Source organism: Mesorhizobium sp. M5C.F.Ca.ET.164.01.1.1 (assembly GCF_004792125.1).
Lineage (GTDB): Bacteria > Pseudomonadota > Alphaproteobacteria > Rhizobiales > Rhizobiaceae > Mesorhizobium > Mesorhizobium wenxiniae.
The window spans coordinates 2,519,333-2,543,601 of sequence record NZ_SRTG01000001.1 but is presented as its reverse complement, the minus strand read 5'-3'; the positions used below and the strand labels follow the sequence as shown (position 1 = coordinate 2,543,601).

At 56.1% G+C, this 24,269-nt stretch carries 17 protein-coding genes and 2 pseudogenes; 12 read left to right on the top strand and 7 right to left on the bottom strand.

Annotation, left to right across the window (positions count from 1 at the left end; genetic code table 11):
* Window positions 1–124: 124 nt before the first annotated feature.
* Window positions 125–757 carry a hypothetical protein gene (locus tag EN807_RS35500; protein WP_189522397.1) on the bottom strand — a complete coding sequence of 211 codons (633 nt, stop codon included), beginning with the start codon at window positions 755–757 and terminating at the stop codon, window positions 125–127.
* A 45-nt stretch (window positions 758–802) separates the two neighbouring features.
* Here EN807_RS35500 and EN807_RS12560 point away from each other — a divergent pair, with 45 nt between their 5' ends.
* The 3 genes from EN807_RS12560 to EN807_RS12550 all read left to right on the top strand — a co-directional run bounded on the left by EN807_RS12560 (window position 803) and on the right by EN807_RS12550 (window position 3,900).
* Window positions 803–1,090 carry a hypothetical protein gene (locus tag EN807_RS12560; RefSeq protein ID WP_127209897.1) on the top strand — a complete coding sequence of 96 codons (288 nt, stop codon included), beginning with the start codon at window positions 803–805 and terminating at the stop codon, window positions 1,088–1,090.
* A 169-nt stretch (window positions 1,091–1,259) separates the two neighbouring features.
* Window positions 1,260–2,083 (top strand): IS5 family transposase gene (locus EN807_RS12555; RefSeq protein WP_245485760.1). Its coding sequence is split into 2 segments (ribosomal slippage): window positions 1,260–1,911 and window positions 1,911–2,083, totalling 825 coding nucleotides; the frame shifts between segments, so codons are not numbered across the junction.
* 824 nt (window positions 2,084–2,907) lie between these two features.
* Window positions 2,908–3,900 carry a hypothetical protein gene (locus EN807_RS12550; RefSeq protein WP_135935137.1) on the top strand — a complete coding sequence of 331 codons (993 nt, stop codon included), beginning with the start codon at window positions 2,908–2,910 and terminating at the stop codon, window positions 3,898–3,900.
* A 694-nt stretch (window positions 3,901–4,594) separates the two neighbouring features.
* On the opposite strand, the gene EN807_RS12545 is transcribed toward EN807_RS12550, so the two are convergent.
* Entirely contained in the window at window positions 4,595–6,718 is a 2,124-nt protein-coding gene (locus EN807_RS12545; RefSeq protein ID WP_245485759.1) for a C1 family peptidase, read from the bottom strand.
* Window positions 6,719–7,137: 419 nt separating this feature from the next.
* Here EN807_RS12545 and EN807_RS12540 point away from each other — a divergent pair, with 419 nt between their 5' ends.
* The 4 genes and pseudogenes from EN807_RS12540 (at window position 7,138) to EN807_RS12525 (ending at window position 11,812) form a co-directional block, all read left to right on the top strand.
* Complete coding sequence (locus EN807_RS12540; RefSeq protein WP_127209895.1) at window positions 7,138–7,599, top strand: hypothetical protein; 462 nt, start codon at window positions 7,138–7,140, stop codon at window positions 7,597–7,599.
* 243 nt (window positions 7,600–7,842) lie between these two features.
* A complete protein-coding gene (locus EN807_RS12535) occupies window positions 7,843–9,072 on the top strand; it encodes a hypothetical protein (RefSeq protein WP_246684070.1) in 1,230 nt (409 codons plus the stop codon).
* Window positions 9,073–9,504: 432 nt separating this feature from the next.
* Window positions 9,505–9,758 (top strand): annotated as a pseudogene (locus EN807_RS12530) (hypothetical protein); the annotation flags it as partial.
* 437 nt (window positions 9,759–10,195) lie between these two features.
* Window positions 10,196–11,812 (top strand): hypothetical protein, encoded by a 1,617-nt coding sequence (locus EN807_RS12525; protein WP_128175164.1) that lies wholly within the window; start codon window positions 10,196–10,198, stop codon window positions 11,810–11,812.
* A 618-nt stretch (window positions 11,813–12,430) separates the two neighbouring features.
* On the opposite strand, the gene EN807_RS12520 is transcribed toward EN807_RS12525, so the two are convergent.
* Window positions 12,431–13,033, bottom strand: a complete 603-nt coding sequence (locus EN807_RS12520) for a hypothetical protein (protein ID WP_135935136.1) — start codon at window positions 13,031–13,033, stop codon at window positions 12,431–12,433.
* Window positions 13,034–13,505: 472 nt separating this feature from the next.
* On the opposite strand from EN807_RS12520, the gene EN807_RS12515 reads away from it, so the two are divergent.
* The gene (locus EN807_RS12515; protein ID WP_127209916.1) at window positions 13,506–14,138 is read left to right on the top strand and encodes a tyrosine-type recombinase/integrase; all 633 of its coding nucleotides are present in this window, start codon (window positions 13,506–13,508) and stop codon (window positions 14,136–14,138) included.
* Between the two features lie 583 nt (window positions 14,139–14,721).
* Window positions 14,722–15,771: an alpha/beta hydrolase gene (locus EN807_RS12505; protein ID WP_164759665.1), complete on the top strand. Its 1,050-nt coding sequence runs from the start codon at window positions 14,722–14,724 to the stop codon at window positions 15,769–15,771.
* A 184-nt stretch (window positions 15,772–15,955) separates the two neighbouring features.
* Here the strand turns inward: EN807_RS12505 and EN807_RS12500 are convergent, their stop codons facing one another.
* Entirely contained in the window at window positions 15,956–16,186 is a 231-nt protein-coding gene (locus EN807_RS12500; RefSeq protein ID WP_281405204.1) for a hypothetical protein, read from the bottom strand.
* 564 nt (window positions 16,187–16,750) lie between these two features.
* Here EN807_RS12500 and EN807_RS12495 point away from each other — a divergent pair.
* The 3 genes and pseudogenes from EN807_RS12495 (at window position 16,751) to EN807_RS12485 (ending at window position 20,795) form a co-directional block, all read left to right on the top strand.
* Window positions 16,751–17,776 (top strand): M28 family metallopeptidase, encoded by a 1,026-nt coding sequence (locus tag EN807_RS12495; RefSeq protein ID WP_164759664.1) that lies wholly within the window; start codon window positions 16,751–16,753, stop codon window positions 17,774–17,776.
* 34 nt (window positions 17,777–17,810) lie between these two features.
* Window positions 17,811–19,541: a hypothetical protein gene (locus EN807_RS12490; RefSeq protein WP_189522396.1), complete on the top strand. Its 1,731-nt coding sequence runs from the start codon at window positions 17,811–17,813 to the stop codon at window positions 19,539–19,541.
* Between the two features lie 202 nt (window positions 19,542–19,743).
* A pseudogene (locus tag EN807_RS12485) lies at window positions 19,744–20,795 on the top strand (IS5 family transposase).
* A gap of 221 nt (window positions 20,796–21,016) precedes the next feature.
* On the opposite strand, the gene EN807_RS12480 reads toward EN807_RS12485, so the two are convergent.
* From EN807_RS12480 to EN807_RS12470, 3 genes are all read right to left on the bottom strand, one after another.
* Window positions 21,017–21,295: a plastocyanin/azurin family copper-binding protein gene (locus EN807_RS12480; protein WP_127211822.1), complete on the bottom strand. Its 279-nt coding sequence runs from the start codon at window positions 21,293–21,295 to the stop codon at window positions 21,017–21,019.
* Window positions 21,296–21,307: 12 nt separating this feature from the next.
* Window positions 21,308–22,486: a hypothetical protein gene (locus EN807_RS12475; protein ID WP_127211823.1), complete on the bottom strand. Its 1,179-nt coding sequence runs from the start codon at window positions 22,484–22,486 to the stop codon at window positions 21,308–21,310.
* Window positions 22,487–22,691: 205 nt separating this feature from the next.
* Complete coding sequence (locus EN807_RS12470; RefSeq protein ID WP_135935133.1) at window positions 22,692–23,648, bottom strand: hypothetical protein; 957 nt, start codon at window positions 23,646–23,648, stop codon at window positions 22,692–22,694.
* Window positions 23,649–24,269 lie beyond the last annotated feature (621 nt).

The window sequence follows — 24,269 nt, the reverse complement described above, 5'->3', positions numbered from 1 at the left end:
GACTATGCGGTGAAGGTCCGCCTCGACGATTCTCTTCGGTGGTCACGTCGCAGTGCTTGGCAACACGGGTACCTCAATGACACCTTCACACGATTATCCGCATTCACACACAATCCCGAGCCCGTCAGGCCTCGTCGTACACAAAAGATGTTTTTGTCTTACCACCCGGCTCAGCCCAGTCTGGGTTCGCGCAAAGCGCGGTGAATGCGCTCCAGGTTCGGGTCGCGACATTGGACGACCGGCTTTCTCGTTTTAGTTCGTACCGGGCACTGAACTCTGTAGCGACCGTTTCCTCAGGATCGCCGCCCGAGCGGGACCAAATGATTAACGCGCATTCGGCTTCCACCCTGCCGGAAACCCGCAGTTCCATTCCTTCGAAAACCTCTTCACGGGCCTCAAAGCCGCGGACAAGCTTCAGGTCGGCGGACGCATCAGGCAATTCATGCTCTCGCAGGTCTGTGTAGCGCGAGAGGGCTTCGCCGAGCGTCGTAGGCAGGCGGTTAGTCGCCGCGTCAGCTGAACGGCTGAACAGTGGGACGAACTGGAAGCCGTTTTCAGTGGGACGCGCTTTCACATCCTCCTCGAACTTGGCCCCTCCGTCTGATACAAAAGCCTGCGCGCTCGCCCGCACCCAATCGCTATTGCGAAATTTCAGCGTGACATTCCACTTGCCATCCGACCGTAGCGGTCGCCGGTGCCGCAGGATGAATCCGGCTTGGCGATAGAGCGAGTGCTCGTCCGTGTCATAGAAGCGCACGAGGCGCTGCTTTTTGGCGCGGCCACGCTTCGGTAAGCCGCTCGTGTGGACATCGACAATGTTGGCGGAGTGGGAAAGACTCCGCCAACATTCTTCGACGGAATTCCTGCGCTGATCTGCGCCGCCGCGAAATCGATCAGCCCTAAGCATGAGCTTGTACTCGCGGGACTCTACGTGGCTGAGATCGAACGTTCTGTCGCTTCCCATTTTGATTACGAAGCCCCAATCATCCTCACTGGCGACACCTTTCGCCTCAGCCGAGATAAAATAACACTATCAGGGCTCTTGATGATGCGTATCAACTTGGCAAAAAGGATTAACCTGCTTGCTTGAACAATCGCATCAGGATGGGTTTGAGTGATTAAGAGAGCATAATATTGTGTGCGGGAAATGTATGAATTGTCACGGTCATGATTTTTGCTGAGTGTCCGCTCAAAAAAGAGTTGAGTGATTTCAGCAGGTTGTGATTCCGTCGGATTTGCGAGATTCGATGGAGATCACGATGGCCTGGACTGAAATCACCCGTGCGCATTATGAGCGGCGTTGCGGCCGCTACGCAAGCGATCTGACCGATGCGGAATGGGCGCTGATTGCGCCGATGATGCCGTCGGCGAACCGCACCGGCCGGCCGCGCAAGACGGACCTGCGCGAGGTCGTGAACGGACTTCTTTACCTCGCCTCGTCGGGCGGCGCGTGGCGATTGCTGCCGAAAGACTTCCCACCCTTTTCAACGGTGCAGAAGTACTTCTATCGCTGGCGGGAGGAGGGCCTTGTTGCGACCATCAGCAACAGCCTCGTCATGGCCGCGCGCGAGGCTGAGGGTCGGGAAGCGAGCCCGACGGCGGGCGTGATCGACAGCCAATCGGTCAGGACCACGGAAAGCGGCGGAATTCGTGGCTTCTACGCGGGAAAGAAGATCAACGGGCGCAAGCGTCACATCGTTGTCGACACCATCGGCCTGATGGTCGGTCTCGTCGTCCACGCCGCCGATTTCCAGGACCGGGACGGCGCACCGGCTGCCCTCAAGACCATTCTCGAACGCTGGCCGTGGCTGCGACACCTCTTCGCCGACGGCGGCTATGCCGGGCCGAAGCTCAAGGGCGCGCTGCAAAAGATCGGCACGTTCCCCCTGGAGATCGTCAAGCGGACGGACGGAGCCAAGGCTTCGAGGTCCTGCCGCGCCGCAGGGTCGTGGAGCGCACATTCGCATGGCTGGGGCGATGCCGCAGGCTGGCCAAGGACCGGGAGAAATCTATCGCCTTCGCAGAAGCCTGGATATACGTCGCCCACATTCGCCTGCTCACACGCAGGCTCGCAAGAGCTTGATATCAAAACATCCTTTTTGATTCAGGCTCTGAGAGTTTCCGTGGAAAGGTTTTCCGCGTGTCGGATCCGGATGCAAGAATTCGCAATGCCGGCGATCTCATCGAATATGCAAGAAGGACGGTGACGTCCTTATTCCTGGAGCTGGCGTCGGCGACTTAAAGAAGATACCGCTAAATACAGAGGTGTCCGTTGCAGAGATATTGCCGACTGCCAGCCGGAGCAGTACGGTTTTCGGCCGCACAATGTCAGCGGATGGCACATCTGAATTCGGTTGGACGTCGACTCGAAATCTGCGCGGTCAGTTCATCAACGAAACGCTCGTGCGCGGCCGCCGGCCTGTCGGACCTTCGATCACTTCAAGCCGGCCGCTATAGCCTCTACTTGGGACGTCCAACTGGACGTCCATTTTGTCTTCTCTTGCCATGCACAAGACCCCGTCCATATCGGAGGCGTCTCGCATGGTCAGGTCAGGCCGAGCAGATCAGAATGCGAGGGGGGCCAAATGAGCGCTTACCCCATTGAGCAACATAGTGCGCTTCTCGAATCCCGTCGGCTGCGCGAGCCCTTCCTTGGCGTGAGCATAGAAGCTCGCAATCCGCCGCAATCGAAGGTATGATAAAACGGCATTGGAAATTGCTCTCTATACTTGATGCGGCAGATTTGCCCGTTGTAGTTGTGACGCGCCTGACCTAACCTTACGCAGAATTGGTCCTCTGGAGAGCTGGTAGACCATGGCACAAACCGCCGACCTTGCTGCGGTCCCGACGGCCGCTCAGCCTCCCAGCACAGCGTGGAGGGAGGTAGTTGGGGCATCCGAGGACACGTTGTTCGAGGGCTTCGCACGTGAGATCATGGCCTCGCAGAGGGAAGTGGCCGCGGAGACGGGCGGACCGCTCCGCCGTGGTTTTCATGCCAAGCTCCACGCGGGGTTTGTGGCCGAGTTTCAGGTCCTGGCTGATCTACCGGACCATGCGCGTTTCGGAGTGTTCAGCGAGCCCCGGGTATTCCCGGCACTGGTGCGGTTTTCAAACGGTGGGCCCGCGCCTCGGCCGGACAAACACCCTGAGCCGCGAGGCGTCGCCATTAAGCTGATTGGAGTCCACGGACCGAAATTGTTGCCGGGTCAGGAGGATGCGATCACTCAGGACTTCCTTGCCACGAGCCATTCGGTCACATCGACCGTCCGAAACATCGAGCAGTTTATGGCTTTCATCCGAGCTTCGCAGAACCGCTTGACCATGCTCGTCACGCTCGCTCGCGCGGTGGGCGCTCGCGAAGCCCTCCGCATCCTAAGGGCCCTTATCAGTACGGTTATCCTCAGTCGGGTACGCAGCATGGCCAGAGAGCAGTTCTCCAGCACTGCGCCAATCAAGCTTGGGCCCTACGCCGTGAAATTCACGGTATGCCCCGCGGAGGGAACTGAGCCGACTGAAGGCTGTCCCCTAACACCCAACTTCCTTCGAGATGAACTGGCCGAGAGACTTCGCAGGGCGGACCTTATGCTGGACTTCCTGGTCCAATTCTATGTGGACGATACCCGCACCCCGATCGAAGACACCTCTGTCGCGTGGGACGCGCCACTCGTGAAAGTTGCGAAAGTCCGCATTCCAAATTGCGATCTGGATCATCCGCCCACCCATGCAATAAGCGAGGAGGTGGATCGCCTGTCGTTTTCCCCATGGCATGCGACAGAGGATCATCGCCCGTTAGGCAACATAATGCGCGCCAGGCGAGTTGCATACGAGGCCAGTTCAGCACTTCGGCATCATAGTCCCGAACCGACTGACCTCCCTCACATCGAACTTCGCTCTACCTGAACATCCAATCAACGGGATTTATAAAAAGCTTACTTACTGTTACATTCAAATGATGGATCGTGTACCAAGGCTATTCTTCGGAAGCTTTTCTCTTCCAACATGCGCCGTCCACCACTTATGAATAGCGCGACGAGTTGAACAACATCAATCGCCGTCCTCATTTGCCAAACAAATCATGCCATGCTCCGCAGGAGCAATACTAAGTGTTTAAGCTCGATGTATAAATAACATTGGAAATCTGGTAAACAGGCAGGAAAGACGACTTAGCGCCGCACGATTTCTATAAATAGAGGCGACCCATGGCCTTGGAGCACGCGCCGACATCGTTATTCGCTCCATGGAAGCTTGGACGGTTGACCCGCCGTTAGAGAAGCTCGTTTAGTACAGGGTTCAAAGTGGATACAATCGCTACGGGACTTACGTCGATCCCATAAGGCGTCGGAGGCACCACTCTTAACTTTTAGCCCGCCGGCCCGCATGCACAAGCTGGTACTGCGGCAATCATCGCGCAGATGGCGACCTGATCATCCTACGCCTCAAGTGAGAGGCGCAGTCACCGCTTCCGCCTGCTGGCGCGGGTCTACAGCTCCTGCCCACGCTTTCTAGCAAGCGTCTAGCCCGCCTTCAATTCCTCCAGGCTGCTCGCGCCCGCTGTTGAACCGGCAAAAGTGGTGATTGAGCGTAAGAGTGCTGATCAGTATCCCGTCAGTTCATTGGCCGTGGGGGGTCGTGGGACTTTACCATCAAGCACGCGCGACATAATTGTCGTCAGCGTTGAGGCGTCATTGTCGAAACCGCCATGACTTGTCGATTTCGTATCGTCACTTCTGGAATAGCTGACGGACAGCCGCTCCGACTTGGGCATCTTCTTGGCAAATAGCTCCATTCCAGCTAGAGCGGTATTCGCCTCATTCTCGTAGGCACGTGAGACTAGGTAAAGCAGCGACCGGCCGTAGCCCGGCAGCGATCCGATGCCAACCTTGTCCTCCAGTTCAAGCTGACCGCTGAGGTTATAGAGATAAATCTTGTCCTCCAGCGGCAGCGCGCCGTCACCCGTCAGGTACTTTCCGTAAAACTTTGTAAAAAAAGCGACTGTGCAGGCGGGTGCCATGAGATGGATACTGCCTAGCTGCATGTTCGTCAGTTTGAAACGCTTCAAGGCGCCAAGGAACTGGCCGAGCATGATCGCGCCTGCACTGTGCCCGACGAGGTGCAGCTTTGGGCGACGCTCGGCCTTATCGAGGCCTTTCAGCAGCAGAGAAAGGCCGAGGAAGCCCCCGTCATACTCGCTGTCCGGCGTGAACGCTGCGCTGGCATCCTGCTTCATGTTGCGCCACGCGGCGCTACCGAACGGTTTGCCGATGGTTTCAAAAAGCAGGTCGCCGAGAAAGCCACCCGCGCGCCCGGTCTCGGTTTGCGAAAGCCGCCCGAAAGCCTCGTCGACGAAGCCCGAACCCCACATTAGGTGGAAGTTATAAATTTTGTTGCGTGCGAAGATGTCGTTGCGCTTCCAGGTGGCTATCCGGTGCGCTTCGTCGTCGAGCGTGTTGAGGCCGCCATGCGCATAGATAACGAGATGATCGTAGCCCTTGCCATTTTCGTCGCCGGGGTCCTTGTTGGAGTTCGGATCCACGAGCCGCTTGACCGTTTCTTTCATCTCAAGTTCGTTCGGTGATGCGTAGCGGCCGCTGGTGATGTAGCGGCCGTCGTCGATGTTGATAAAGTGCCCGACGATGTCACCGCGGTTTGGCCCGGTGGCGACGTACGGCGTCGTGGCACCGGCCGGCACCGCACGCGGAAGGGCGCTGAACGCCGTGGGCGCGCGCACACCTAGCTGTAACACCCAGCCGTCCATCATTGTGGCGGCCCAGTCCTCGTATAGCCAGTGCGCCATGCCGTTGCGGCCCCATTGTGGCCCCCATGAATTCAGCACCCAAAACCCTTCCGCGTCATAGCCGACGATAACGAAGGCGTGGCCACCCGCCGGGGCGCCGCCGGGCTTGATCTGGCGCTCTATTGACGAACCGCCAGCCTGCGTCGGCCAAGCGCCCGGGTTCTGCCAGTTGGTATGTATTTGGGCGGAGGCATAGATCGCGCCTATCTCCTCAAGGGCGGCATGATAGTCTGAAAGGTCGGGCTGCAGGCGATAATATGCGCCGAGGCGGGTTTCGCGCGCTTCTTTGGCCATCTCGTAGGTCAGTGTCCATTCGCCCTCGGTGCCGTCGGGGGCGAGCGCCTCACTGCAGATGCCGTTCCGAAAAAAACCTTTGACCGCGCCGCGGACGCTTGAGCCAAAATAGGTCGTGCCATTCCATTCGTCGTTGCGCTTAGCCATTTCGTAGAGCATGCGCGCACTCACCCGCTTCGGGGTCGTCAGCAGGTTCTCCCGGTGGAGCAGGCCGTCTATCACGTGAGCCAGAGCATGGCCGGTGCAGCTGGATGCAGCGCCCTGGTCGCGCACCTTGAAGGCAATGCGAGGATAGATGCTCGGGCTCAGCGCTCTCAGACGCGGGTGGTAGATGCGGTCGCGGACGTCCGGGAGGTCAGGCAGAATGTCGAGCGTCCGACCACCGAGCTTCGTCGGCGCGGCACTGAACGTTCTATTGCCAATCTTGATCGAATCTCCGGGCGTCTCCGTCGTGCTGGCCGCAGCATCGGCCGGGATGTTCGCGGCGTCCAATGGCGAGGGTTCGCCGCCGAGCATCTCCTCCGCTTTCTCGGTGGTTAGTGGATCAGGATGAGGGTGCCCGGTTTCGGGCGGCGTGATGGCGCCCTGACGGCGCACTGCCGCTCTGTTTTTGGATGGAGACCTTGCCATGATCAGCCCTCGTTCTTTGCCATGAGCTATGGCTGTTTATATCTGCAACGCCGAAATACCCGCGAACGGCGTCGATGGTCTGTCCAATCAGGGCGAGCTCACAGTCTCAAGCAGCTCTAAGTCGTCCCGCCTGGCATGTATTAACTAGGGGATCCAAGAATCTTCAATGACATTCACAGCTCCAACGTACGTCAGGCGGCTACACTGCGAGGTGACGCCGACAACGCGCGCCCCAAACCTCGTGCTGTTCGATATCGCAAAAATAATCATACTATGAGATCGACAGCAATCGGCGAAGAAATGTCTCTGACATATAAATCTGATATCTGACCTTCAGATTGCCAAATGTATGGCTTTCCAAATCATCCCGTAAAGCGCATGATCGTCAGCTGGGGTCTAGGAAGTCCGGAGGAGCTTGCATGACGCATGCGTTGAATCTCACATTGCCGTTGAAACAGGACCGCGCCTCGAAAGACATGTTGAGGGGACTTGCGGAGAACTTCGCAAATACGGTTCAGCCTGAAATTGAGAGGGCCCTCAAGGAATCCCGGATCGTTCACTTCGCTCGCGTTCTAGTTATCGATGACAAGTATATCCAGGTGATCACCGAATACGAGGGCGATCATCAGGAATATACCGAATTCTTTAGGGATAAGCTTACCCCGGTGTTCGCCGCGATTTTTGCGCTCGCCGAAGAGGCGCCCGATGTCAACGACACTAACAAGTTCTGGGACTACGCAAAAAAGCATAACGTTCACAGCCTGGGCATGGCGACCGATGGTGCGCTCGATTTCTCGGGCAGCCCCGCGGGATGGCTGTTTTCTGCCTATGACCACAAAACCGTCCGAACACTGCAGGACGCGCTCGTTCACGCCGGATAATTTTGGTCAGGGGTCAAGCCGCGAACCAGTGAGCAAGGAGGCTGGAATGTTGAGCGGTGTACGTCCGTGATGAAGCCCCGACTATCAAACCTGCAGGGCCTCCTCGTCCACCGCTACCACCAATCCCACTACGCAGTGCTGCTTTTCGGTATCGAGGACGGACGACGCGCGCAGCGGTTTGTCGCAAGATGGCTCGCCCATACGCCGCACGGGGCTCAGGATCCGCTAAGGCTCGCTGGACCAGTGCTGAATTTCGGCTTTACCTGGCTCGGACTGCGCGTGCTGCTGGCCGATCACGTAGCGCTTGATACCGAGACCGGTCGGCTGGAGCTGGATTTCGGGTTCACTGACCAGACGCCACATCACCCGGCCGTGCGGGAGCAGCTTGGCTTTATCGGCGCCAGCGCGCCGGAGCTTTGGTGGGATGGCCGGTTCGGGAGCGACGCCATCCATATGGCGGTCTATGCCGCATTCGATGATGACGGCCAAGCGGCAAGGACGCTGTCTGATCTTCGCCAGTCAGCAAAAACTTCAGGTCTCATAGAATTAAGGCTGAACGCCTTCAGCAACGGCGCGCTCAGCGGGCGGCGTCCAGACGGTGGCGTGCTTCACTTCGGCTATCGCGACGGTGTTACGGCACCCGTGGTGGACTGGGACGATGGGAAGGTGCAGGGAACCACCAACTTCCGGGAATTCGTGATGGGATATCCCAGCCCCGGCTACAAGGTTTCGCCGCAGAGTGCAGGGCCCTGGCAGGACTTCGCCCGCGACGGGTCGTTCGCCTGCTTGGCCTGGATCCACCAGGACGTTGCGGCCTTTAACCGGTTCTTGGACAATAATGCGGCGGCGAGTGACGGAATCGTGTCGCCACAACATCGCCGGGATTGGCTTGCGGCCAAGATGATGGGACGCTGGCCGGACGGCTCGCCGCTGGCGCGGCATCCAACGGCGCCTCCGGCTACCGCGGACCTTGATGACCACTTTGGGTTCGCTGATGATCCGAATGGGGTTCGCTGCCCGTTGTCCGCACATATTCGGATCGTAAACGCTCGCGACGACGAGTTAACATTTCCTAACAGAAGCCGATTCCCCAACGGCCCGCCAAAATTTATTCGTCGCGGGTTCAGCTACGGCCCTCCCTTCGAGGGCATATCGGACGACGGCATAGAGCGCGGTATTGTCGGCACATTTCTGTGCGCTCGCGTGAATGAGCAGTTCTACACCGTTCTTCGCTGGATGCAGCGCACAGGCTTCGCCGAGCATTTCCACCGAAAGCCATACTCGGAACTGATGCAAGACGCCCTGTTTGGCAACAGATCAAAATCTGGGGCCGACACCTCATTTCCAATTCGGCGCGAGAACCATGAAGCTGATAACTTGAAACTCTCAAGTTTCATTAATTTTCGCGGCGTTTCGGTACTGCTGGTGCCCAGCATGTCAAGCCTTGGAGTTCTGTCTGCTGGCACAGCATAACTAGATTTTTTGAATCTAAGGGTCCGCGGAAAACGTACAGATCGCCGCCGTGGGGATCGCGCTCCAGGTGCTGCTGCACCAGCAAAGACCCGCATACCCTTCCTCATGTCGGTGTGGCCCATCGAGAGCCACACCCGCGCGCCGGGCGGGATCACCCGAGCGCCTTCAACGCTGCTGTAACCAGCGTGGGCGTCGCTCCAGCGAAGATGCTCACCCGGCTTCCCCTTGCCAGCTCCACAACAATAGTGGGGCGGTACTTCCCTGGCTGGCCGTCGCCGTTTCTACTCCTTAGCTTCCTCCAGACGCCACAAGCGCTTGGAGGGAGCTTTGCCTTGACCCCTCAATCCGAATTTCGTCGGCTCCCATCTCCATCCGCTGCGCGAGTAGCTCGCATGGTCGGGCCGAGGCTCCAGTTTGGGACGATGCGCAGCGCGAGAGAAACGCCGCGCCGAGATCGTACCGGTCGTCGGCCACATGAAGGCCGAACGCCGGATGGCCGCAACTACCTCGCTCACGAGCAGGGCGATGCCAACAACGCGATCCTGGCCGCGGCCGGCTACAACTTCTTGCTCCTGCTCAACTGGCTCAGGCAGCTTTTTAGGCTTTTGCTCGCCGAGCTCCAGATCAGGCCGATTTCAATCGCCGCCAGAATCCGCTCATTGTTCACGGTCGACCAGTTAACTTGAAAGCCTGAGCGAACACATTCTCACGTTTAGTGCCCAGTGGGCCGAAACAGCCGCATTCTGGCAATAAAGAGCCAAGAGACACTGCTTAACGGAGGCGGATATCCTCAAACGCTTCACTTTTCCTTATTTGCACAATAGCGCTTTTCAAGCGTCGCTTGTAGCTGTATGTTCCAGAGCTAATTTAATTTGCAACCATTGCTTAGAGCGCGACGATGCCGCTTAGACTCAAGCTGGCTATGCTGTTGTGTGCAACCACTATTATGTTGTTGGGGCGCGCGGCGCTGGCGCAAGTGCCACCACACTATCCCGGCGCAATATGCTTTACCCCCTCTTTCTGGTGTTGGGCGAATCCTCCAGGACCGCCTGGTGCCCCATGTGGCTGCCCGGGGCCGTACGGCTTCGTTCCAGGCGTTCTAGGTTAGGAAGGATCGGGAACCATGTCCGCGGATCCACCGCCTTCGGTACCACCAATTGCTTCTCCCGCGCCACCTGCGGCGCAGCCTCAACGATTTTGGCATCGCTTTGCATCATGGGGACAATGGAGGGAGGGCCCGCTACCGAAACCCGCCGTTGATGAACTGATCGAAGAAGCAGAAATAATATCAAAATATGCGGTTCGCGCCGGTTTGCTGGCTGATGGCGAATTCTTCAGGAAAGTCGCGGCGGCGAAAGCCCTGCCGGAGCCGGAACGGAAGTTGACGAATGCAGCAGTGAGTGACCTGCAGGCCGCTATAGCCACAACCCGCGAAAAAATTCCGCTGGCAACCGTCTGCGCACTTCAATCGGGATGGCGGCCGCACCAAGACCGACTTCGCGAAAAAGCTAAGAACTTTGGGTTTGTTGTCGTCGCGTTACTGCTGATGTTTGCCGTTGGGCATCTCACGCTCACCTACAAAAACGGCGTAAATCTCTTCAGTGAGCTCTCATTGCTCAGGGATAGGAGCCCGGGATTGCAATACGGGAGGCTTGAAAGGCAACTTCTAGTCGCACAGCAACGATTGCCGGCAGACATCCTTCGCAAAGATCATGCGCAAACAAACGCAAACGGGACTGTGCCTACACCGACGCCACCAGACGTAAGTGCGGCCGCGCCAGCCCCGGCGCAGGAAAGCGGCGGCGTGGGCATAACCGAGGAGATCCAACGAGATCTCATCGCCCAGGATGCGTCATTCCAGTACGCTCACGATCTTACTACGCTTGATAAGGAGTTGAGGCTGGTCAAAGAGAAGAGCGATGCCTTCCTGTTCGCTGCTGACGCCCAGCTCGCGGTTCCACAAATGCTGTGGAATTTCAGCGCACGGTTATGGGTAAACCTTAGAGAAGCTGCCGTCTGTTCATTGCGTGTTTTAAAAAGGATCGAATGCACAACCGCCGACGGAAAACCACTATCCGAAACGGAACTCAAGATCCAAAGTGCCGCGATCACGCAACAGTATGAAAAGCAGTATGCCTCGGTCGATGTCAGTTCGGTGCAGAATTTCTGCCAGGATCTTCGACATATCGAGACAGCACAATCGAATGACTGGGATCTGAAAAAAGCAGGTCTCACCACCTTTCCTGCCGATAAACTGGCGTTCATCGGCAGGTCCACATATCTCTTCGAGGACAGGCTCGGCATCAAGACAATGGACCTGATGCGTCAGAATTGCCGTATGAATCTGAGCTATTATTCGCAGTCGATACCAAATATCCTCGACATACAAAACAAGATATCCGGGCGGCTCGCCACTTACTCATACCTAGCGCTTCCAGCGCTGTATGGCGCCCTCGGATCGCTGATGTACTTCATGCGACGGATACTGGACCCGCTTTTACCAAACCCGCCCTTGCTGCGCATGATCTACCGTGTGGCCCTAGGGGCTTTGGCCGGAATGGTCCTAGCGTGGTTCTGGGACGGAACGTTCAACAACAACGAGGCGTTTCAGACCATCGGCTTCGGCCTGTTCTCGCTTGCGTTCGTCTTTGGCTTTGCGATCGACGTGTTCTTCACCTTGCTTGACCGCTTCGTAAACATATCGACGAACGCCGTCAGCAAGATCGGAACCACCGGATAGCAAATCCGTTGTCATATCGCATTTGAGACTGCGAGATGTATCCAAAAGGGGGATGTCACCGTTAACTCAGAATAGTGCTTTTGGCGGTTCACCACGCCGTTTCGCAAACCGCTAAATACCTGATTTCATTGCCATGAGATTTTTCTGCTTGATGAGTAGAACGCAGTATTTCCTCTTAACGTGACATTCCGCAGCGGAGAGGCATTTCCCTAACTGCGGCGCAGTGCAGGTTCGCTTGGCCAGTATAGCACGGCGCGAGACGCATCCTGCTTGCGCCACCCTGCACCGCGCGACCGCTTCGCGCAGATTGGCATCCGGGATGACTGTTTCGGGGCCGACTGCTGACAGTCCGGTATCGGCTGGGTGACGCGAGAAGCTGCCGTTCTGCAGCCGGCCCCGCGGTTGTCGCCAAGCCCTATGGCTTCGGCATCTCGGGCCGCGCGCAGCCGATCTCGGAGTTCTAGCCAGGTCAGCTAGTCCGCGGCCTGAACACCGCCACCGATTTCGACGAGGCGATCAACTAGCCCGGTCCAACTGCCCTCAATCACCAAGCTGTCGAACAACTCGCGAGGGCTCACCGCGAGTTCTGCGTAGAATGCTCCCGACGCATCCGCCATGTCATAACCGCTCCGCAACTCTTTCGACGAACCGATCGTGATAGTTCGCCAGCCAGACAAGCTTGCGCTTGGCTTTGGCGTCCGCCGTGGCAAGATTGTCCAGGATCAGCTTGCGGTGTCGCTTCAAAAACTCGAAATGCCCAGCTAGCCCCGAGTCGAATTCGCCGGGACCGGCGGAGCGTAGGTAATCGACGAAGTAGGAGCCATCGTCAGCGACTCCGATAAAGGGCCGCACCATCCGCGCCTCATAGGTGTCGAAAGCGCCGTCCCGCCAAAGCGTTTCGTCGCTGAGATATGCCGCTAGTGCCTCCTCATCGATCACTATCCGGGGGTAAACGGCCTCTTCTTCCTCGATCTCATAGGCGCGCACCATCCCATCGCCGAAAATCGGCCCCTTGCCGTTCGAACCAATGTAGACGGGTCCGATCGTCATGCCTCCGCGGAGTAAGATGCCACGGTTCACGCACTCGACTATCGCATGCATGAGGTCGATCAGTTCATAGGCGCACGGCCCATCCTGTGACTGCGTGTCGATTGTCCGCACGCGCACGACAGCGTCCGACACTGATTCGGAAAATGCCTGCGTGTAGAGCCGTATCTTCATCCGAGCGCGACGGCTGCTCATCCCCGTCGCTATCGCCCGCAGTGAAGTTCCTAAGTGCCTTCACGACGTTAGCGATATCCTCGGCATGGCGCGTCTTGAGGAGACGCCTGTAGCCGAGGATGTCGATAAACGTCACAACGCACCGCTCAAAACCGCGTTCGTAAGCGGGAGCGGCAGTGGTCGTCGCAGCGAGGTTCGGCGGGGAGGATGTGGATGTCATCTGAGATGAAATAGATATCTAGGCCTGTGCTGTCATCTGCCTATGAGACAACAACCACGTGATGACGGAAAACGATCGGAAATTTAACAGCCCGCCGACGCGTTGGATACACAATCCCCATCAGTAATCCTCGCCGTTTTACGGCAGCTATCGTCGCAAATCGGTTTGGAGCCGAAGGTCCGTTCACGGCCCGCGAGCAGTAGTGCCCCGCGCCGTTTCTCCTTCGGCCAATCAAGGCCAGGGAGAACTCACATGGGCCATTCTCATTTTGATCATGCTCGCCGAGAGCGCGCCGCGTGGAACGCTGGAAAGAAGGTCGGCACCAAGCGGCCGCTCACACAGAAGCAGATTTGGGCTGTTCGCTTCTTCCTCGATCGTGAGCGACGCATTCGTGACCGTGCACTGTTTGACCTTGCGATCGACAGCAAGCTTCGAGGCTGCGACCTGGTCAAGATAAGGGTTCGTGATCTGGTTGCGGGCCCGGACATACGAACACGCGCGATCGTCGTTCAGCAAAAGACGGGTCGTCCAGTTCAGTTCGAGATAACCGGTGATGTGAGAGCCAGCCTTCTGGCTTCGCTCGAAAGACGCGGGGGCACGGTCGAAGACTACGCATTCCCGAGCCGGATCAATCACGCCCAACACATGAGCACGAGGCAGTACGCGCGGCTCGTTGACGAATGGGTGACCGCGATTGGCCTGCGTCGCGAAGAGTATGGCACTCACTCGCTTCGTCGCACGAAAGCATCCATGATCTATAAGGCGACGGGAAACCTCCGCGCCATCCAGATCCTGCTTGGCCACTCCAAGATCGAGAACACTGTTCGGTATCTTGGCGTCGATGTCGAGGATGCGCTGCTCTTAGCTGAACGGATTGAAATCTGACACTGAAGCGGTCACCCATCGCATCGCGGATGACCGCTTCGGCTCCCAGGATACCTTACACGTCGAGACCGATATATTCTTCCATGGCTGTTCTCCATTCGATGCTTGGGCCCGGCGTCAGGTCGTGAGCCCGTATTTCCATCCTATCGGGGAACAGCCACCCTCCAAGTCTACGATTATTTCCAGGGCAACTCGCTCCCGCGATTACCCTATGTGGATGGCTCCCGCCCCCCGGGATCTGAGTGCCACGGCGGGTGTCAAGGCAACCCAAGCAGAGCGTGTGGTGAGGAAAGGTCTATACTTATATTCTATCATGTGCTAATGTTACTGTTCCTTTTCACGCCCAAATTGGAAAGTGATTTCAAAAACTGAGTGAAATATGATAATCATATTAGTTCACGGCACATGGGGTCGAGGGCTGCTGCCCGGTATTATAAGAACTTCGAGGCCGAGATGGTTCGAAGAAGGCAGCACTTTTCGAACTCACTTACTTCAGGCAATGGGTGCGAATACACACGAACCGGTCTTTGAGCCATTCCATTGGTCGGGTGCAAACTCCTTACTGGAGCGTGAGGAGGCGGGCTTGGCTCTTGCCAAAAGACTAAGGCAGCTACTTGCGGACTGGCCTAATGAACGGGTTGTCTTGGTAAGCCACAGTCATGGCGGTAACGTCGTGGCGATAGCGCTTCGCAATTTGCCGAATCGTGCTGCTGCCGAAGTGGTAACACTTGCTACGCCGTTCACGACGCTGATTCCGCGGGATATTGATAGGCAAGAACGGGCCATTGTAAGAAACGGCGCTTTAGCGGCGCTATGCGCTGTGCTTTTCTACACTCCCCTTTCGTGGGCGCTTGCCTTTATGGTTGTCTCGCCAGATGGCGCTTCAGAGTTCGTCAAAGGGGCGTTGCTTATGGGTCTAATAATGGGGACGATTTTTTGGTTGGTACGTTTCGTCCTTCGATGGTTCACTTATAGCTCTGAGCGAGCGAGCCGCCTTGTAAATGCAAGTCAGCATGGGTGGATCCCCCAGGACCGGCTCTTGGTCCTGCGAGCAGTTGATGACGAAGCAGCACTATCGCTAGCAGCAGGCTCGATTGCCAATAGACTCTCTAGAGTTCTATCACCGCTAACCGGTCTGCTTTCTTTGTTGCTCTTTCTAACATTTATGCTGTTTCTTGGCTATGCAATTTACCATGCAACGACAACAGAAATTGTCACTGAGCACCTGGGAATAGACTACGGTCCTAACCGCTGGCAGAATGGGCTTTCGGAAGCGTACGCTCAGGAGTTTTTGCTCGCCGGGGCAATTGTAATATCTGAAGAGTATTTCTATCTCCCGATGTCGATCATATTGTTAGTACTGGTTGTTCTGCTCTTTACGTCGTTGGGGCTTGCCAAGTCCGTTTATGGGCGAGAGTTGGCCTTGAGATCATTCGCGATAGATCTTGATGCGCAGTCCAGCCCCGACTCGGCCTGCGAGACAAAAACGCTTACTCTTTCCAGATTGACGTACCATTCAAATTCATTGCGGCATGCACTTTACGACCACCCCGATGCAGGCAAAGCCATCGCCGAATGGCTTCAGTTCAACCATCGCGATGCGGATCGTAAGTCCGCCCTCTGCGTCAGCTAACCTAAGACTTGTCGCTTTCGGCCCCGACTTTTCCGTCGGCGCGAACTGAACGAACGGCAGGTTTTTGGCGGCGACCGAAGTACCCCAAACGGCTACAATGGGGCCGGAGAACGACCTTCCGCCATCGAAGCAGAGGCATCGATAGCTGCCATTCAGCTTCCGACTTGATGCCGCTGTGATGGGGTTAAGCTGACCGCTCGGACCGCTGCAGCGTGGTGGGAAGCATGGCGTCAACCTCCTTGTCGGAAAACATAAGCTCCTCGTTGTCCTTCAACGAGGCCTGAGCCTTCTTGTAGGCCTTGCCATCTGTGAACGGCGCGCCGCGAAAGATCTCATGAAGGCTGGTCTGTAGCTCGTCGCGCTTCGTCCGGAGCTCGTCGACGGGCACGGCCTTGTTCAATGCTTCGGCGGTCAGACTAAGGTAGAGCCCTGGTTGGGCTTGCCTGCGCTGGGGAGATGTCGAAATTTATTGGCAAGATCGCGGATCTCATTGTCCTGGTTAGCGGCCACCCGGGCCCGGTCCTGTCTCCCAATCTTCGTCCGTCTGCCATCGAGCTCTCCTGCCGTTTTCATCTTAACCGGCCGGTGGCTGTGTTGGCTCGGGCAGTGTTTCCGTTGCAATTTCGGCTGTGGGCTCAAACGAGCCGTTCACAGCGTCGGTGGCGCTGTAGTGGCAGTGATCTGGCTGCCAAATTTCATTCGATGGATGAGACCGATCCGCCAAATCGACATCCAATTATTCAATTGCCAGGATCGCCAGGTCGGCAAGAAATTTCCCTGTTTTTCTTGGTTCGTTAGCTCGCTTCTGCGAGTTTCTCCACTTGGGCAGCACGCGATCCGAGCTGACGAATTAAGCAGCTCTTGGTGGGTAAAATGGATCTCCACCTCCGCCATTGACGTTCTTCTGTTGTAGATAGATCCGGTCCTTGGTATTGTCACACGTGCGTCCCCTCTAATGGTAATACCAGTTGTGGTTCCAATGAATAGGCGCGATCTCCTTCTGTCCGCACCTGCCTTTGTGGCGGCGTTACTCCCAGCGCTTGCCTCTTCGAAAGAAATTCGTCCTTATCCGCTGCAACACAAAAGGAGTGAGGACGCTAAAGGGCGCTATATGAGCCAACTCAACAAAAGCAAGACGCTCGACCAACGCATTGTGCAAATGTTCGCTCGGATCGATAGCACGAGAATGATGGGCAACATCCAGACACTGCAGAATTTTGGTACGCGACATTCCCTCGCCCCCTCGATCGGCCAGGCTTCTGCATGGTTGGCCCGAAAATTTGGAGAATACGCTGATTCCCAAGACGCCGTTAAAATGCAGCCGTTTCAGATGCCGCAGGGACCGGTTCTTAACAACGTATTGTTCAATTCCGACACCGCAAAACCGAGCTTTATATTGGTGTGCGCGCACTATGATAGTAGGGCTCATTTGCCGGAACGATTTGACCAACCGGCACCCGGCGCGGACGACAACGGGTCAGGCGTCGCGATGCTTCTCGAATTGGCATCGATCCTGCGTGGTGTTTCTTTAAAGCGCGGGGTTTTGCTTGCTGCGTTCTGCGGTGAGGAGCAAGGGCTAATTGGTTCTCAAGCATGCGCCGAAGTGGCTGCTAAGGAGAATTGGCCAATCGATTTGGTGATAAACTTAGATATGATAGGATTTGCCTCGCCGTCTAATCCTCTCAGTATCGTCGTTGAATTTGACCAAGGCAATGCTCATCCGCGCAACGACGCTTCAGCCAAAAGCTTTGCACTGCGCGTAGCACAGATGGCTGCTGATTATACGGAACTTACTGTTGAGCACACAAATATCTGGAGTAGCGACTATATGCCATTTGAGGCTGTGGGCTTTCCATGCGTTGGGCTCTACGACAAGGGTGGAGACGAAGCGTTCTATCACACAAGCAAAGACACCATAGAGAACGTCAATAAGGGTCGGATGGTTGCGGTGGCAAAGTTGCTGACGGCCTCCGTCATCTCAATTTGTGAACTCACCGAGGCTTGAGACTATCTGCCTTGAAGAAATTATGGAGTGCGACATGCCTAATCGAATTTGCTTGGCGGCTTTCGTTGCCGCTATGTTTGGACCAACATTAACAGCATCATCCCAGACGACGGACACACCGATCACCAAGCTTCCCACCGAGCTGTACTTGCGTAATGCGCAACAGCCGCTATCGGACAGTTCTGTAATAATTCGGTCGCTTCAAGATCTTGTGATGCCACATGACTCTCCGGGGGGCGTCCCGAAGAATGACGATCAATTCAAGACCCTCGCTCGTGATTTCATTAGTCAGAATTCAACGGCTTTTGGTTTGGACGGCAATGCTGCGAACTTGGTTCTGAAGCGTGTTCGAACTGGCCTAAGCGGCACCGTTGTCGAATACGAACAGCGGCTCAATGGTCTCCCCATCATTGACAGCCAAATCGGCGTTTCGATCGATCGGGTCGGCGATGTTACGTCGGTAACAAAGAATCTTATTGAAGTGCCCAGCAGCAAGACGGGATCGGTACCGACCACAGCCAAACTAGCGGAGGCCGACGTCTTGGACATCGTTAGCGCCGACTTGAAGCCCGCTGGCCGGATTATCGAGGCTCCAACTGTATCTAAAGCCTACCTCAACGAAGACAACGTTCTGACATTGACGTATATAGTCCGGGTAGCTGTTCAGGAGCCGTTTGGGTATTGGGAATACCATATTGATGCCGAAACGGGCCGGATTGCCGAAAAATTTGACCGTCGCGCACAAGAGAACAAGCGCGCGTTTCCGATAGACGGCGGCGAAACTACGTTGCCAGCAGTGGATTTAAGGGGGGCCCTGAAGGGGTCCGGTTCTCCTAAAAGCTTGTCAAAAACGATAAGCGGCAAGGTTGTCTCTGGCAAAGCTTGGGTGTTCGACCCAAACCCGGTCACAACTTTAAACAACAGCACGCTGTCAGATACTGCTGATGGAGCAATATTCGAGGGCGCATATGTGCAGGTCAATCTGGCTGGCGTCAGCCAGGTCGGCAACGTTCTGAGCTTGAACGGCTCAACTGTTCGTATCGAAGATTTTGAGCCTGGTGAAGGCGGGCGATCGATGCCTCCGTCGACGGCCACGTCGGAATGGACTGCACGCCGCGGTGACAATGCATTCAACGACGTGATGTCCTACTATTTCATTTCCTCCTCCATCGAGTATCTAAGAAAGCTGGGGTATCAAGGAGACCTCGAGCTTTTCCCGAGCGGTATCGCGATCGATTCGGATGGGGCCAACGGAGCTGATAACTCTCACTACGTGCCCGGCTCTGATGTGTTGGCCTTCGGACATGGTTGCGTCGATGACAACGAGGATACTGACGTCATTCTCCATGAGCTCGGCCACGCGATTCATCACCACATTAATCCCGAATGGTTCGGTGGGGATTCAGGTGCCATCGGAGAAGGATTTGGCGATTATTGGGCAGTAAGTTATCGTGCTAAACTTCCCAATGGTGCTGATCCCGATCCCGGCAAGGTGTTTCCGTGGGACGGCATTGCCGAGTGTTGGGGCGGTCGCCGGGCTGACGTTGCGCACGCAATGTATGACCCGCTGGAAACCTATGATGACCACGAGAGTTTTGGCAGTTTTGTATCAGACGAGCTGTGGTCAACGCCGCTCGTTCAAGCGCTCCAAGACCTAAAAGCCCAGGGTGTAGAGGTTGAAACGGTGGACAAAATAGTCCTGGAAGGGATGTTTGACATCGGACGAAATTTTACCATGCGAAGCCTTGCTGCCAACACTGTCTAAAAGGCTGAATTACTCTTTCCAGGTAAGGGTTATGGGACGACTTTCGAGCAGAGATTCAAGGAACACCGAATACTACCTTGATCTGCGATAGCAATAGCCAGCTGGACACCTCGAAAAACCTCGCAATCGGGAACGCATTTTGATTCACTTCGCCTGGTGATTTGCTCGGAGGCGTTGGAGGGGACAGGCGGGGTTCTGGGACATTGATGAGCGATTTGTGCGGCTGAGCGAGGCCGGCGATCCACTGGAGAAGCTGAACGCGGTGGTGCCTTGGGAGGTGTTTTGCAAGCCGCTGGCCAAGGCGCTGAAGCGTTCCGATGGCGCCAAAGCGGCCGGCCGCCCTTTGATGCGGTGATGATGTTCAAGATAATGGTGCTGCAGGCGCTCTACAGTCTCTCGGACGATCAGGCCGAGTTTCAGATCCAGGACCGGCTTTCCTTCATGCGCTTCCTCAGGCTGGGGCTCGGCGACAGGGTTCCCGACGCCAAAACGATCTGGTTGTTTCGGGAGCACCTCACGCAGGCCCGGGCAGTGGAGAACCTGTTTGCCCGGTTTGACAAGCACCTCAGCAAGGCCGGCTATCTGGCGATGGGCGGGCAGATCGTCGACGCCACGATTGTGGCGGCGCCCAAGCAGCGCAACACGGACGCCGAGAAGGCCGACATCAAGGCTGGCAAGGTGCCGGACGAATGGAAGAACAGACCAGGCAAATTGCGTCAGAAGGACCGGGATGCGCGCTGGACGGTGAAGTTCTCAAAGGCCAAGGCCGACGAGGAGGGAAAGACGAAGCAGCGCGATATCGCCGTTCCCGCCTTCGGCTACAAGAACCATGCCTCGATTGATCGCCGGCACGGCTTCATTCGCGGCTGGAACGTCACCAACGCTTCGGCCTATGACGGGGCGCAGCTTCGAAACGTGCTGGACAAGAACAACACCGGCTCGACGGTGTGGGCTGACACGGCCTATCGCTCGAAGAAGAATGAGGCGTGGCTGGAGAAGCACGGCTACTTCTCCGACATTCATCACAAGAAGCCGAAAGGCCGGCCGATGAGCGAGGCGATGGCACGAGCCAATGGCCGGCGCTCAAAAATCCGCGCCTTCGTCGAGCACGTCTTCGCACAGCAGAAAGCCCGCATGGGCCTGTTCGTGCGGACCATCGGTATCGCGCGGGCCAGGACGAAGATCGGCATGGCCAATCTGGCCTACAAGCTCACGCGCTATGTCTGGCACCAGGGCCGAAGTGTGCCTGCGTGAAGGCGAAAGCGGTGAAATCGGCAGCCACCGGCCGAATTGATCGGCCCCACAGCGGTAAATTGCCCCTCGAACGCAGCACTCATAAAGCCGCTCCGGTCATCGCCTACTCGTTCAGGCCGAAAGGGCGGTAAATCGAGGTGTCCAGCTGGCTTTTCAAGCATCGGGGCTCGAATGTGCGCGGCTGCGCTTAGGAGGCCACCTATGCTGGAAAAGCGTCGTGGCTACTTGTCGCTTTTGGATACGACAGTTCCCTTCATTTGGGGATGAGGTTCACAAAAATATTCAAACCCCTCATTATCGCTTTCCGCGTCGAAAGTTATTGGCAGAGAGGATTCCCCACTTAAAAGCACTCCGGTGTCGAAGAGTGGCTCCCTCTGGCGTAGCGCCGAATGTCCCATATGGTCGTGATTTCGCCAGATGACTTTATCTCCCGGATTGATCTCTACTCTTGCCGGGTGGAATGCAAAATTTCGGATCTCTACAGTGACGGTATTCGACATAACGACTCCGCATCATGGAGACTTCCTGTTCGCCCGAAATGCGGGGGAGAACAAGAAGTCAAGTTGTATGTAATCCTGGTCCTGTACATCTTGCCCGAAGCGCACCGGTTCGAAGAACCAACCTGGGTTGGGAACGCCCACGGGTGCTCCCGTTGGACTACCCATCACATTAAAAAACGCTATGCGGTTGGCTTCGGGCTCTGAGGATCCATCGGCACCTTTCGGGCCTTTTCTCCCGATCGTGGAGAGCGCGTGGCACGAAATGCAAGAGGAGTTCTGGAAGCCCTCTTCGACGTGCGGATCTGAGAGATACGTGGGCCTTCCCATACCGTCCGTAAAATCCGTCTGTGTTCCGCTGAGTTCATAGAACTGCCACTTCGTACCCTGCAGTAATCCCGGCTGTCCGTAGGTATCAACGCTCGGTATCTCTGGCTCAGGCCCGTCAGTCTGTCGAAACGAGGTCCAGAACCAGTTCGGAACATCCTTCGTAATAATGTGAAGAGCGACGAGTTTGTAGCTTTTCGCATCTGCACCGACTGACAAATGGAAGTGCGACCGGTCGTCGGAAGGTTCGAGAGGCGTCCACATTGCCTTAACTTCAATTGAATCGACCGGAAAAGAGACCGCTTGCTCGGTGCGCGAGACAATTTTCGCATAAAGCGCTTCCTGTCCTTCGATGTTGTAAAGTTCCTTTTCTACAATGAAATCAAAGGTGGACCTATTCATCCGCGTTTCGCCGCCGCCGCGGCGGAAAATACCATCGGGCGCGACCTTTAGAACCTTGGACACTTGATCGGCGCGAACTGCTTGGTCTGGAGACATGCCACTACGCACCCCCTCCAGCACTAGAGTCTTCGGAATTTCAAAAAGCTTCTTCCCATTGGGAACCAAGCTTGGGTCGAGGCTCATATCCTCCCACTTCGGTGGCGGCGCTCCGTTCGCAAGGAACACCTCCTCTCCATGCTTCCATGTCTCCCACACCGTTAGCCCATCGTCGCCCAAAGCTTTCTGCGGATCGGGCACGCCTCGTTCGACCGCTGGATTTTTTGCGGGGTAGTTGAGCGCTAGAAACAAGTCCCAAGCATGCTTACTTGGGTTGGTCATGGCTTCAATCGGAACTGGTTCTGCCAGTGCCGACGTGCATATCGGCAAAAGAACTACTAAAACCGCGAAGTGCTTTACGACTGCCATGACCCCCTCCGTATGGGAAACGAACCCGTATATTATTAAAAGCACAGCTAATTGTAGTCGTAAAGATACTAAATCGTGCAGATGCAGAACCTCGTATCATCCGTATTGATATTTTGTGGCGTCCGCTACCTCGCTTCGGTTGTTCAGGTTTTTTTTTCGTTTCAATCTTCGCAATCCGCCCAGCAAACATCACTGGTTCTTTCCTTCAGCTACACGTTACCTGTATCATCGCGTACCCACACCGATTGCCCCCTTTGGTGTGTGTGCGTAGTGCGCTTGCGTTCACCTTGCCGAGTGCGCGACAGACTTCTCCCGCTATTTCTTTGTCGGATTGTGAACCACATGCTACAAATAAGTCGTGAGGCCCGGCGCAATTTGGCTCGTGTTCACCGGTACAAACGACCTTGCTCAGGTCCTGCTCCCTCTCTGAGGGCGACACCGGGTCGGCTTTTGAAAATGGCTGGACTTTGAGAGGTGGGGCGATAAAGGAAAGCATGTCCACCTTACTGTCAATTACGGTAAGCTTCGCCTCAATTGGCGCGTCGGTTGACGAGATGTCTGTTGGCGCACAGATCAAGCCTGTTTGATAGAACCCTTTTCCTACATGACGCTCGTGTATCCACTTCTTGTCGACATTCACCGCGACGATACCGGGCGGCCTTGTCACAACGAAATAGAACCTACATTCCCCCGGTGGCAGGGTTATATGTTGGACAACACTCTCATCCTTTCGCATGGGGAAGGTGTCGTCATGCCTTGTTTGCGGAGCGTCGCGGAATAGTTCTCTTTTTGTCGCATCCAAAAAACTTTTCATAAATTCATCCGGCAGTATGCGAAGCGCCACTTCCTTTCTTTCTGCCTCCGCATTTGCAGCCAGCACCTTCACTACTTCTATGCAAACTCCTGTAAATACTAAAGTCAACGCAAACAGCATAAAACGTGTTCCGGCTGTTAGTGCGCTTTCCGCGCCAGATATTAACACCACTACTGCCAGGACCGCGACCGCTAAACCCAGCCCTATGACCCCGTAACCCAGGTAGGCTCCGAGCGACGATATAAAGTCGCTATTTGTCAGCTGTGCCGGTGCCAAAGGGGCTTGGGCGAAAGCGTGGGTGACTGCAGGTATCCAGCACGGCGATCCAATAACCCAAGCTCTTTTCATTTTTCATTCCTCTTTAGATTTCCTTGATTTTGTATGTGAACTATCAGCAAACCTCAATACGGAGGAACAGCGATTGAGCCCGGATAGTCGTTTAGAAAGGCTACTGCAAGGGTAGACTTTGATGGCAATTATCCCGAGGCCTTCGTCTTGATTGGGCAGGGTCAATTGGGCCAAATCGCGGTGACCAACTCACGAGTCAGGCTTGGAAATGACGTCGTGACGGTCTGCGGATGGAACGCGCCGCCGTTGTAGGCTCGACGCGTTGCCATAAACATCTCTGGCTATTTTCGAACGACATAAGGTGCCATCATGGATGGCGGGGGTTGTTTTGATCTGTTCGGGCGAGCGGTCACTCGCTGGCTCGATTTTTGGCGGCCAAGACCTTCCCATTGCGCTCTGGTACTCTTTCCTCGGCGTTTTGCCTGAGCAATGCTGCCTTCGTTCCCTCGGAGATCACCGACTCTTCCTGGGCCGGAGGAGTCAGGGAACGCCTGATAATCTTCGCCCAACGCGTTGACACCTAGTGGTTCGACTTTGCCGATTGCGTGCCGGAAAGGAGACGACCGGCGCGCTTTAGGAGCGACCAGCGAAAGCCCGCTTCACCTGACCGTCGGGAATGAC